The following is a 12,382-nucleotide window of genomic DNA, read 5'->3' on the forward strand; positions in this document are numbered from 1 at the left end:
TCCAAACTCATTGTTATATGCTGTGTAACCGCACAATAGAACTGTCGGAAAATAATTTACTAAAAATCCGGATATATAGAAAAATATTTTCTTAAAAGCGTTTACATAAACCTGTGGTTTTGATAGTCTATGAATCAAGAAGCAATCATACATCATTTACCGGAGGAGTGAGGACGAATTGGAGAACAAGCTGAAGTATGATGTGGTGGTTATGGGCGGCGGTATTTCCGGCTCGATGGCTGCGGTGGCGGCCGCAAGCTCGGGGGCCAAGACGCTGATCGTGGAGTCGCACGGGTTTCTCGGCGGTACGCTGACGGCGAACGGCGTCGGACCGATGATGACCTTCCATGCGGGGGATAAGCTGGCGATCCGGGGCTTTACCGACCAGCTGATCGAACGGCTGAAGCGGCAGGGGAAGTCGCCGGGGCATATTTTTGACACGGTCGGCTTTACGTATTCGGTAACCCCGTTCGACGCCGAGGCGATGAAGCATGAACTGGAGCTGATGGTGACCGAGAGCGGCGGAGAGATTTTATACCACACGATGCTCGCCGGCGTGAAGGCGGAAGACGGACGCATCGTCAGCATCAAGGTGTGCAACAAGTCGGGCCTGACCGACATTGAGGCATCCGTGTTTATTGACGGAACCGGGGACGGTGACCTTTCCGTAGGCGCCGGAGCGGAGTTCACGAAAGGCCGGGAGTCCGACGGGGCAATGCAGCCAATGACGCTGAAAATGAAAATGTACAACGTGAACATCCCCAAAGTGAAGGAGTACATCCATGCGCATCCGGAGGATTTTCCGCTATACAACGGCGACACCTCCATCATCGAGAAGGCGCCGCGCCTGTCGGTCGGCGGCTTTGACAGCTTGTTCCGGAAGGCGAAGGAGCGCGGCGAAATTTCGATCCAGCGCGAGAACGTGCTGTTCTTCGAAACGAACAATCCGGGCGAGGTCATTCTGAACACAACCCGGATACTGGGCCACGATCCGACCGATGCGTTCAGCCTTAGCCTGGCCGAGATGGAAGGACGGAAGCAGTGCCGCGAGCTGGAGCTGTTTGTCCGCAAATACATTCCGGGCTTCGAGAACGCAGTTGTGGAGTCCACCGGTCCGAACATCGGGGTGCGCAGCTCCCGCCAGATCAAAGGGGTGTACACGCTGACCGCCGAGGACCTGCTGGAACAGAAGCTTTTTGACGATACCATTGCCCATTCCGGCTATCCGATCGACATTCACAGCCCGGACGGGGAAGGGACGAAGCATCAGAAGCTGGAGTGGGGCGGCATGTACAGCATTCCGTACTCCTGCATGATCACGAATTCTGTGAAAAATCTGATCGTCATCGGCCGCTGCATTTCGGCGACGTTTGAAGCGCAGGCGGCCATGCGAACGACCCCGACGACAGGGGCGATCGGCCATGCGGGGGGCGTGGCTGCGGCATACGCGGCCAAACATGGCGTTAACGTGCAGGATGTGGACATCAAAGCAGTGCAGGCTCAGCTCAAAGCGCAAGGGGCCCATTTGGAAATATAGCCCATGAATTATTAAGCATATGAAGGAACCACGTGAAGAAATCTCATGACGAGAGGGGTAACCAAAGTGACTGGTGTAATGTGGGTGCAAGCGATCGGTATTTTGATTGTGTTTTTGGTGTTCGTCGGGCTGATGATGACGCGCAAAATCCCGGCAATTCTGGCGCTTCCGCTGATGGCGATCCTGTTTGCGATCATCGCCGGGGTACCATGGAACTCGAATAATCCCGATACGACAAGCATTGCCAAAACGATCCTGGCGTCCGGCTCGATGCGGCTGTCCGGGGCGATTGCCGGCCTCGTGTTCGGCGCCTGGTTCGGACAAATCCTGAACAAGGTCGGCATTACCAAATCGATTATCCGCAAAGCCGCCGAGCTGGCCGGGGATAAGCCGATGCTGATCGCGATTCTGTTTTTCGTGACCGCGTCCATTATTTTCTCCGCCGCAGGCGGGCTGGGCATGGTGATCCTGGTCGGTACGATCGTTATTCCGATCATGCTGACCGCCGGCATTTCGCAGTTCGTTGCGTCGATCGTTGTGCTGTCCGCGGTCGGGGTGGGCGCACTTTTCAACGTATCCAACTGGGCTGTGTATGTTGATGTGCTCGGACTCTCGGTTGAGCAGATCGCGGACTACACGATGGTGGCCGCGCTGCCGCTGATCGTGCTGTCCCTGGCCATGATCGTGTTCTATATCCGCAAGGACGGCAAGGGCCGCAGAGCGTGGGCGATGCCCGCAGCTACCGGCGGCGACGGCAAGAAGGTGCCGACCTATGCGCTGATCAGCCCGCTGGTGCCGGTTATTCTGGTGTTCGCTTTTAAAATCGATATCGTTCCCGCCGTCATCATCGGCGCGCTCGTCACGATCCTGCTGGCCTGGCCGAAGCGCCCGATCCACGTGCTCTCCAGCGCGCTGATCGAAGGCATCCAGGACGTCGCCGGCGCCATGGCACTGATGATCGGCATCGGCATCCTGCTTAATTCGGTTATGGCGCCGCAGGTTTCGGCGCTTATTTCCCCGCTCATTGAGGCGGTGCTTCCGGGCAATCCGATCATGTACATTCTCTTCTTCACTATCCTGTCGCCGCTGGCGATTTACCGTGGTCCGCTCAACGTATGGGGTCTAGGCAGCGGCATCGCCGCCCTGTTCGTGACGGCAGGTATGACGCCGGTCGCTGCCATGCTGGCGCTGCGCGTGGTCAGCAACGTGCAGGCCGTGTCCGACCCGACGAACTCGCATAACGTATGGGTTTCGGATTTTACGAAGACCGACATCAACGAAATTTTGAAGAAGACGCTGCCTTGGATGATGGTCGCCGTCCTGATCTCGATGGTCATCGGTGCATTCATGGTATTTTGATAAAGACGGCTTTTACGGATGATTCCGGACGGGGAACGGACTGCGCGGCTTGATGCGGGCCTTCCCCTGTCCTGACTTCAGGAGGGTAACATGGAGAGAAAAAAAGTAAGGGTAGGCATCGACGTCGGCGGAACGTTTACGGACGCGGCCGTCATCGATAACGAAACGTTTGAAGTCATCGGCAAAATGAAAATCCCGACGACGCACCATGATGAGGACGGTGTGGCGAAAGGGATCGTGCAGATATTGAACCGGATTCTGGAGAGCCAGGGCATTCTCCCGGAGGATGTCACATTTATCGCCCATGGGACAACCCAGGCGACCAACGCCCTGCTTGAAGGGGATGTGGCCAGAGTCGGCATCATCGGTATGGGCACGGGACTCGACGGCATGAGCGCAAGGTCCGAGTCCAATCCGGGGGATATTGAGCTGGCGCCAGGCAAGTTTTTGAAAACATATCATACGTTCCTCGACTCCAAAAATCTCACTGACGCAGACATTGAAACCGCCATCGACGCCCTGGTTCAGCAGGGGGCCGAAGTCATCGTCGCCTCCGAGGCGTACAGCGTCGACGATCCGACCAATGAGCTGCGGGTCATTGAACTGGCGAACCGCAAGGGCATCTATGCCACCGGCGGCCACGAAATTTCCCAGCTGTACGGGCTGAAGACGCGGACGCGGACGGCGGTCGTTAACGCATCCCTGATTCCGAAAATGATGGAAACGGCCAACATGACCGAGAAGTCCGTCAAAAACGCCAATATCCAGTCCCAGTTGATGATCATGCGCTGCGACGGCGGCGTGATGAGCATCGATGAGGTACGGAAGCGCCCGATTCTGACGATGCTGTCAGGCCTCGCGGCCGGGGTGGCGGGCGCTTTGATGTATGAGAAAATTTCGGACGGCATTTTCTTCGAGGTCGGCGGAACGAGCGTGGACATTTCCGTCATTAAAAACGGCAAGGTCATGATCCAGAACGCCCAGGTCGGCGGCCACCGCACGTACCTGCAGTCGCTGGACGTCCGCACGCTCGGCATTGCCGGCGGCAGCATGATCAAGGTGTCCAGCGGCAAAATTACTGATGTCGGTCCGCGGAGCGCGCACATCGCCGGCAAGGAGTACGAGGCGTTTGCACCGGCGGACGAAATCGTCAGTCCGAAGGTGAAATTCGTCAGCCCCCGGGAAGGCGATCCGGCCGAATACGCCATCTGCGAGTGCGGAAATGGACGGGAGTTCTCGTATACGCTGGCGGGTGCAGCCAACATCCTCGGCTACGTGCCGGAGGGCGACTATGCATATGGTAACAAGGAAGCGGCGGTAAAAGCATGGGAAGCCCTTGCCGCACACGTCGGTCTGAGCGTGGAGGAAGCCGCGCGCAAGGTGATGGACATTGCAATCGATAAAACGATGAAAACCGTAAATGAAATGATTCAGGATTATGAGCTGGACCGGGCCTTCGTTACGCTCGTTGGCGGTGGCGGCAGCGGGGCGGTGCTGGTGCCGGCGATGGCCGAACGGGAAGGCTTCAAGAGCCAGATCGCCAGCAACGCGCCTTATGTCTCCACGATCGGGGTGGCGCTGGCCATGGTCAAAGAGCAGCTGGAGCGGACCGTCGTCAATCCGACGGAAGAGGATATCAAGCGGATCCGTGCCGACATCGTGGAGCGGATCGTCCAATCGGGAGCCAGCGAGGAGACGGTGGAGGTCACGATTGAAATCGACAGCCAGAAGAACATTCTGCGGGCTATCGCAACCGGCTCGACCGAGCTGCGCTCCAAAGACCTCGGACAGCAGGCGATGCCGCTGGAAGAAATGACGGCGGTCGCGGCCAGCTCGGTCGACCAATCGCCGGAGAACACCCGGCTGGCGGCACAGAGCGGACGGTGGAGTCTGTTCGAAGCGGAGCAGACGAAGAAGTCCCTGTTCGGCCTGATGAAGAAGAAGGTCAACTACGTCGCCGTGCTGGACCGCGAAGGGGTTGTCCGCTTCAAGAAGAGCGGCGTCCAATTTACGAAAGTCACGAAAGCTGCGGCTGATGACCGGCTTAACGAATTTCTGGACGACAATACGATTTACTCCGACGCCAACGCGACGATCCCGAAGGTGTTTGCCTTTTATAAAGAGAAAATGCTGGATCTGACCGGCATGCAGACGAAGGAGCAACTGCTGTCGATTCTCACGCTTGAAACGGAGATGCTGAAGTCCGAGGACGAAATGATCGTCATTGCGTACCAATAGAACAGCTAAAGAGATGAAGAGATAGATCAAGGTTAGAACACGAGGAGGGGGATGAAAGGCATGCCGGAGTTCCAGGGATACGGTTGGAATGTTCAACATCTTGGACTGACCGATGAGCTGCTCGCCCATGCGGAGCTCACCAAGGACCCGCTGTACCGCAAAATTCCCAAGGACCGCCTGGCCTATTATGTGGACAGGTCGCTTCAAAGGGGCAGGGAAGCGGCACAGGCCTGCCGGGGCATGTCCATCCGCGAGCTGTACCGCAGGGAAGGCCTCCGCTACGAAATCACCGACCGCTCCGGTACGTTTCATCAGCTCTCTCTGCGGGCGCAGATCGATTTTAACAAAACACCGCCAGAGGTGGTCGTTTACGCCGCATCTCTCCGCGGTATGGCGGATGCATACCGGGCGGTCATGAGCCCAGGAGAACAGGCAAATCATTCGGCGGACGCGAAATCAGGCCCAGGCAATGCGCTGCAGCCGTCAGGGCGCACGCCAGATCCACATTCGGAGCGCCCACCCGCCCCTCAGGAAGATGAGCTGGAGCGGCTGGTCGATATCCACCTGGCGCATGAATTTTTTCACTATGTGGAGTACCGGGCCGGGCAGTTTACGAACGACATGCTGGAGCCGGTCGAGGTGTTCCGGCTGGGCAGGAGGCTGGTGAAGCGCTCGAGCGTTGTTCAGTGCAGCGAAATCGCTGCCCACGCCTTTTGCAAGGAGATGATGGGCTTGCCTTTCCTGCCGAACGTACTGGATTACGCCTTCCTGATCCAAACCGGTTCTTTAAGCGAAGAAGCCTTTTACCGGGAAGTCGAGGCTTGGAAGAGCGGCCATGCGGCGGCGTTGTGACATCGTTTTCTAAATACCTTCCCTTGTATGATATAATGGGGTGTGCTAGCGGGGGTTACCGGATTAGCTATTTTCCCACAGGTAGGTCAGGAGGAGGTCACATGTCTTCACAGGTTCCGGCCGTCATCGCCAAAATCGTATCGCAAACCCAAAAGTTAACCTACGGCGAAAATCAAATCGCCAACTTTGTCATTCATAATCCGGAGTTTATTACCCGCAATACCATCACGGCGATTGCGAATGAGATCGGCGTGTCCGAGACGAGCATTAACCGCTTCTGCAAAAAGGTCGGCTACAAAGGCTTCAACGACTTCAAGATTGCCTTTGCCCAGGACGCGTTCTACCGGGATATGCAGGCGAAGAAGAAGGAAAGACGCGAGATCAATCCCATTGATGCGCTAGCTTTGGATTATAATGAGCTGATCGTGAACACATCCGCGCTCGTGACGGAGGAGCAGCTGAACCAGGTCGTGGATCTGCTGAAGAATGCCCGCCGGATCGTGGTCATCGGATTGTTCGATTCGTTTTTGGCGGCAATGGCGCTCCGCAACCGGCTGGCGATTATCGGCGAGATGGCGGAAGCCATCAACGACAGCAGGGAAATGAAGATCGCCGCCTCCCAGTGCGGTCCGGACGATGTGGTCATCGCTTTTTCCCGTTCGGGTTCAACGAGGGAAATTATCGATGCGGTATCCATCGCGCGGGTCAATCAGGCGAAGGTGATCGCGATTACCTGCTACGACGCTTCGCCGATTACGGAGAACGCGGCCGTCGATATTATTGTCCCGGATAAAATATCCGTCAATAACAGCGCCTTTATGTCCAATCATATTACGTTCCTGTTCGTGGTCGATCTGATCATGAGCGTGTTTATTTCCTCGGATAAAAAGTATTTGAAAAAGAAGCTGGACAGCGAGGGCCTTCTGGCCAGCGACCAGTCGATCACAAATTATTTTTTGTGAGAAGAGCGTTTCCTGCCGGAGGGCAGGGGGCGCTTTTTTTGTTGGCTTACGGTCAAGTCCCGGAGAGCGCTGTCATATACATCTTTACGGATTCATCTTCGATCCTGCGGATGACGCCAAAGTTGTGCGCAAAGCCGCAGAATGGGCGATTGGCCGTGGAGACGGGTCCCACTAGAATGGGGTTGTAAACTTACAGGTGGTTCCCACCGGGAGGAGATTGGTATGAGCAAAAAAATGCGTTTTGCCATTATTGGAGCCGGCGTGATCGCCCCTCTGCATGCGAGAGCCATCGTGAGCCATCCGGAAGCGGAGCTGGCGGCGGTCGTAGACGCCGTTCCGGAAAAAGCGGCAAAAATAGCAGAGGAATTCGGAGCGGCCCACGTATATACGGATACCCGGCGAATGCTTCAGGAGTGTGACGTGGACATCGTCTGCATCTGCGTGCCCAGCGGAGGCCACCGGGATGCAACCGTCGCCGCGGCGGAGGCAGGCAAGCATGTGCTGTGCGAAAAGCCTCTCGGCATTACCAAGGCGGACATGGACGAGATGATCGAAGCCTGCCGGAGCCATGGCGTCAAGCTGGCCACCGTATTCCAGAAACGCACCACGCCGCATGCACTGCTGACCAAAAAGGCCATTAACGAAGGCAAACTTGGTAAATTAGTGCTGGGAGACGCCTACTTGAAGTACTACCGCAGCCCGGAATATTACAAAAGCGCCGGATGGCGCGGAACTTGGGCCATTGATGGAGGCGGCGCCCTCATGAATCAGGGGGTGCACGGCATCGACATCATCCGCTGGATGATGGGGGAAGTAGACAGCGTCTTTGCCTACACGGCTCCATTAATTCATGACATTGAGGTGGAGGATACAGCGGTTGCGGTTTTGAAATATAAGAATGGGGCGTTTGGGGTCATCCAGGGAACGACGTCGGTCAATCCCGGCCAGGAGCCGCGTTTTGAAATTCACGGCGAGCACGGGACGATCATTTACGGAGACAGCGGTTTTAAAGTATGGAAAACGGTTGACGGTGATGCAGCCCCGCTCGTGTCGGAAGGCTCCGCCGAAGGTGCGGATGACCCGAATGCCATTTCTTCCGACGGGCACTATATTCTGATCGACGACCTGATTCAGGCGGTGCGGGAGGATCGTGAGCCGCTCATTTCGGGAGAGGAAGCGAGGAAATCGGTGGACCTGATCCTGGCCATTTACGAGTCCTCGCGTACGGGCAAGGAAATCAAACTGTAGGAAGAGGCGATGAACGGAAATGAGTACAGTAGAGCTGAAGATCGCAATCATTGGGCTGGACACGTCGCATGCGCCGCTCTTTGCCGAGCTGCTGAACAACCCGAATCACCCGCACCATGTGCGCGGCGGGAAAGTGACGGCCGCCTATCCGGGCGGATCGCCGGATTTTGAACTGAGTATCGGGCGGGTGGACAAATTCACGGCTGAAGTCAGGGACAACAGCGGCGTCCCCATCGTCCAGAGCATCCAGGAGGCAGCCGAAAACGCCGATGCCATCCTGCTGCTCTCCGTGGACGGGCGCGTGCACCTGGAGCAGTTCCGGCAGATCGTTCCTTATGGAAAGCCGGTTTTTATCGACAAGCCGTTTGCCGTCACGACCCGTGACGCCAAGGCGATGTACCGGCTGGCACAGGAGCACGGAATTCCGCTCATGAGCTGCTCCTCCGTCCGCTGGTCGGAAGGCCTGGGCCGGGCGCTGAACTCAGCCGATCAGGGGAACATCATCGGAGTGGATACCTACGGCCCCATGGAGCTGCAGTCCACGCAGCCGGGCTTTTACTGGTACGGCATTCATGCCGCCGATATGCTTTACCGCAGCATGGGCAAAGGGTGTAAAGAGGTCACGGTCACCACGAATGCCGACCATGATCTGGCCGTAGGTGTATGGGAGGACGGCCGGGTCGGAACGCTGCGCGGCAACCGGAAGGGCAACCGCCGTTTCGGAGCGTTGATTCATCGTGAGCAGGGGATCGAACATGTCGACGTGTATGCGGACGGCAAGCCGTATTATGCCAGCATGCTGGAGGAAGTGATCCGCATGTTCCAAACGGGCGCCGCTCCGATCGACATGACGGAGACGCTGGAAGTCATCGCGTTTCTGGAGGCGGCCAACGAAAGCCGGGAGACCGGCAGAACCGTGAAGCTGGATACGGGCATCAGCCCGGTTGCCAGCTCCTGATTTTGCCGCTTGCTTTGTGCGGCACGGTGAAAGCCATCCAGGTTCGCTCCCGGCTCGGTGTCTTAGATGCTGCTGCATCCCGACTAAGACGATTGGACGAAGCGCACCCTGGGAGTCTATAACGGGTTACCTGAAACATGCAAGAAGATGTGCAATGATCTGATTTTGCATAGACGACGAATGATGGTGATGAAAGGAGGGGAAGGGCGACATGAATGCGGCTTTTCAACTGGGCGTCATTACCGACGAGATCTCCCAGGACATCGCCGATGCGATCCGCATTGCCCACAGATACGGGCTGGCCGCGCTGGAGCTGCGATCCGTGGACGGAGAGCAGCTGTACCGGCTGAGCGATTCGCGCATAGAGGAGATCGGTGCGGCGATCCGGGCAACTGGCCTGAAGGTCAGCGGCTTATCCGCCCCGGTGTTTAAATGCAACCTCCGGAATGCGGAAGAAGTAGCCGAACACCGGGGAATTTTGACCCGTTATGCGGAATTGGCGCAGCGGCTCGGCACCCGGCATGTCCGCGGCTTCAGCTTCTGGGCCGAGGGCCCGCTGGAGGAGGCATTCGACGACATTGTCCGGGAATTAAAGGGCGTGGTGCCGATCCTGGAGCAGCATGGCGTCATTTACGCGCTGGAAGCGGATCCGGCGGTCTACGCCTCCAATGCGGCTAAAGCCGCAGCTCTGATCCGGGCGGTGGATTCGCCTTATGTTCAAGGATTGTATGACCCGGGTAACGACCTGTGGGATCCGGACCAGGAGGTCCCTTATCCTGACGGCTACGATGCTTTGCGGGGGCGGATCTGTCACATCCACCTGAAGGATGCGGTCAAGCAGGAAGATCATACCGAAGCGGTGGCGATCGGAAAAGGTCAGGTGGATTACGCGGGCCTGCTGCGCCGCCTGGTGGAAGAGGGGTATGACGGCTATTTGGTGGTCGAAACCCACTACAGGCTTCAGTCGAGCCTGACGGAAGAACAGCTCAAGCGCCCGGCCGGATATGCTTTTTCCGAGGGAGGGGAAGAGGCGACGATCGACTGCCTGAATTCCTTGTTTGAGCTGCTGGAGCGGAGCTCCATTTCAATAAGCAAGCAATAAGCAAGAGCGGTTCGTAAATTAATGGAGGAGGAATGATCATGCCCAGTCCCCGTTTGGCGGAGAAAAAGTGGTGGAAGGACCGTCTTCAGGTCCGGCAGTACGCGTCGAGAGACGAGATGGGAAGAGCGGCGGCAGCCGATGTCTCCCAAGCAATGAAGGCGATCCTGGCGGACCGGGGCAGCCTGCGGATCGTGTTTGCCGCGGCTCCGTCGCAGAACGAGCTGCTGGACTACCTCGCAGCGGATAAAGATATCGAGTGGAGCAAGGTGACCGCGTTTCACATGGACGAATATATCGGACTGGACGAAGATGCTCCCCAGCGGTTCAGCACTTTTCTGGATACTCGGCTGTTCTCCCGGGTCCGCCCGGGAACCGTCCACCTGATCGACGGCTCCGCCGATCCCGCTGCGGAGTGCGAACGGTATGCGGCGCTGCTGCAGGAGGCCCCGATCGATATCGTCTGCCTCGGCATCGGGGAGAACGGCCATTTAGCTTTTAACGATCCGCCGGTAGCCGATTTCAACGACCCGAAGACGGTAAAAATCGTCGAGCTCGACGACATGTGCCGGGAACAGCAGGTTCGGGACGGCTGCTTTGACCGGTTCCGGGAGGTGCCCGAAACGGCGATGACGCTGACGATCCCTACGCTTCTCTCCGGCAGCCGCCTGTTCTGCATTGTGCCGGGCCCGACGAAGCGCAGCGCGGTGACGCAGACGCTGGAGGGACCGATCACGACCGCCTGCCCGGCCTCCATTTTGCGGGAGCATCCGAACTGTACGCTATACCTGGATCGGGATTCGTATGGAGGCTGACCGCCGCGGCATGGAACCTACGGCAGCAGGCGGCCGTGACGCCCTGACGCGGCTGGAGGGCATTCATGCCCTGACCGGGGAGCATATCCGGCTCACCCTGGCAGGCGGGCTGATTGCCGGGTACGAAGTGCTCGGGACACCGGAGGAGGCGGAGATCCGGCGGGTTGCCGAGGCACAGGGGGGCGGGCAGGAGCTGCCCCTCATCGGACCGGGACTTGTGGACCTGCAGATTAACGGCTACGCGGGGCTGGACCTCAACACCCATCCGCTGCAGGCGGACACCGTCCGGCAGTTAAACGAGAGGCTGTGGGCGGAGGGCGTTACCTCGTATTTGCCCACGCTGATTACGAACAGCGCTGAAGCGCTGCGCAGCGGACTCGGCACGATTGCCGAAGTGTGCGAAACGGACCCCAATCACAATATGGCGGGAATTCACCTGGAGGGGCCGTTTATCTCCCCGGAAGACGGGCCGAGAGGGGCCCATGACGCCCAGTATGTCAGGGCGCCGGATTGGGGATTGTTCCAGTCCTGGCAGGAGGCTGCCGGAGGGCGGATTCGGATCGTCACGGTATCGCCGGAGTGGCCGGAGGCCGTGGATTTTATCGAGCGGTGCACGGGAAGCGGCGTGCTGGTCTCGATCGGCCACACTGCGGCCAACTCGGCCCAGATCCAGGCGGCCGTTCAAGCCGGGGCGCGCATGTCCACGCATCTGGGCAACGGCGCCCACCCGGTGCTGCCCCGCCACCCGAATTACATATGGGATCAGCTGGCGGAGGAGCCCTTGTGGGCGAGCGTGATTGCGGACGGCTTTCACCTGCCGGACGCTTTTCTTCGCGTTGCCGCCAAGGTGAAGGGCGAGCGGCTGATCCTGGTCAGCGATGCCGTCAGCTTCGGCGGAATGCCGTCCGGCACGTACGACACGCATATCGGCGGCCGCGTCACGCTGACGCCGGCAGGGCGGCTGCACCTGGCTGGGCAGCCCGCGCTGCTTGCGGGCTCGGCGCTGCCCATGACCGCCGGCATCGCGCACCTCGCGGGGCGGGGCATCGCCAGCCTCGGCGAGGCATGGGCGATGGCCTCGGTGCGCCCCGCGGGCCTGCTGGGCCTGCCCGCGGCCCAGGGCCTTGCGCCCGGCGCGCCCGCGGACGTGGCGCTCTTCACGAAGGATGCGGCAGGCATCCGCATCCTTCGCACTTACAAGCGCGGGCAGCTGAAGTACGACGCCCGCGATGCGCAAGACGCCGGCACCATGGGATGAGACCTGCACGGTGCAAGCTCTCCATCGCCACACGATAGCTCCAGCACCACGCGCCG

10 protein-coding genes are annotated in these 12,382 nt (G+C 58.6%); all 10 read left to right on the plus strand.

All coding sequences use genetic code 11. The annotated features are described in order from the left end of the window. The first annotated feature begins 178 nt into the window (after nt 1-178). The 10 genes from K2F33_RS08460 to K2F33_RS08505 all read left to right on the plus strand — a co-directional run bounded on the left by K2F33_RS08460 (nt 179) and on the right by K2F33_RS08505 (nt 12,326). Entirely contained in the window at nt 179-1,537 is a 1,359-nt protein-coding gene (locus K2F33_RS08460) for an FAD-dependent oxidoreductase (protein WP_234489547.1), read from the plus strand. Between the two features lie 66 nt (nt 1,538-1,603). Then, nucleotides 1,604-2,896: a citrate transporter gene (locus tag K2F33_RS08465; RefSeq protein WP_244169336.1), complete on the plus strand. Its 1,293-nt coding sequence runs from the start codon at nt 1,604-1,606 to the stop codon at nt 2,894-2,896. A 90-nt stretch (nt 2,897-2,986) separates the two neighbouring features. After that, on the plus strand, nt 2,987-5,134 hold the full coding sequence (locus K2F33_RS08470; RefSeq protein WP_089549249.1) for a hydantoinase/oxoprolinase family protein: 2,148 nt from the start codon (nt 2,987-2,989) through the stop codon (nt 5,132-5,134). 60 nt (nt 5,135-5,194) lie between these two features. Next, entirely contained in the window at nt 5,195-5,986 is a 792-nt protein-coding gene (locus K2F33_RS08475; RefSeq protein ID WP_263881425.1) for a hypothetical protein, read from the plus strand. A gap of 101 nt (nt 5,987-6,087) precedes the next feature. Continuing rightward, entirely contained in the window at nt 6,088-6,948 is an 861-nt protein-coding gene (locus tag K2F33_RS08480) for a MurR/RpiR family transcriptional regulator (RefSeq protein WP_145138815.1), read from the plus strand. Between the two features lie 222 nt (nt 6,949-7,170). Beyond that, nucleotides 7,171-8,196, plus strand: coding sequence for a Gfo/Idh/MocA family protein (locus K2F33_RS08485; RefSeq protein ID WP_263881426.1), 1,026 nt, complete (start codon nt 7,171-7,173; stop codon nt 8,194-8,196). Nucleotides 8,197-8,215: 19 nt separating this feature from the next. Continuing rightward, nucleotides 8,216-9,154, plus strand: coding sequence for a Gfo/Idh/MocA family protein (locus K2F33_RS08490; RefSeq protein WP_263881427.1), 939 nt, complete (start codon nt 8,216-8,218; stop codon nt 9,152-9,154). 211 nt (nt 9,155-9,365) lie between these two features. Next, on the plus strand, nt 9,366-10,256 hold the full coding sequence (locus K2F33_RS08495) for a sugar phosphate isomerase/epimerase family protein (RefSeq protein ID WP_263881428.1): 891 nt from the start codon (nt 9,366-9,368) through the stop codon (nt 10,254-10,256). Between the two features lie 38 nt (nt 10,257-10,294). Continuing rightward, a complete protein-coding gene (locus tag K2F33_RS08500) occupies nt 10,295-11,068 on the plus strand; it encodes a glucosamine-6-phosphate deaminase (RefSeq protein ID WP_263881429.1) in 774 nt (257 codons plus the stop codon). Nucleotides 11,069-11,078: 10 nt separating this feature from the next. Next, a complete protein-coding gene (locus K2F33_RS08505) occupies nt 11,079-12,326 on the plus strand; it encodes an N-acetylglucosamine-6-phosphate deacetylase (RefSeq protein ID WP_263881430.1) in 1,248 nt (415 codons plus the stop codon). Nucleotides 12,327-12,382 lie beyond the last annotated feature (56 nt).

Origin of the sequence: Paenibacillus sp. PSB04 (assembly GCF_025809195.1) — a bacterium.
Taxonomy (GTDB): Bacteria; Bacillota; Bacilli; order Paenibacillales; family Paenibacillaceae; genus Paenibacillus_AQ; species Paenibacillus_AQ favisporus.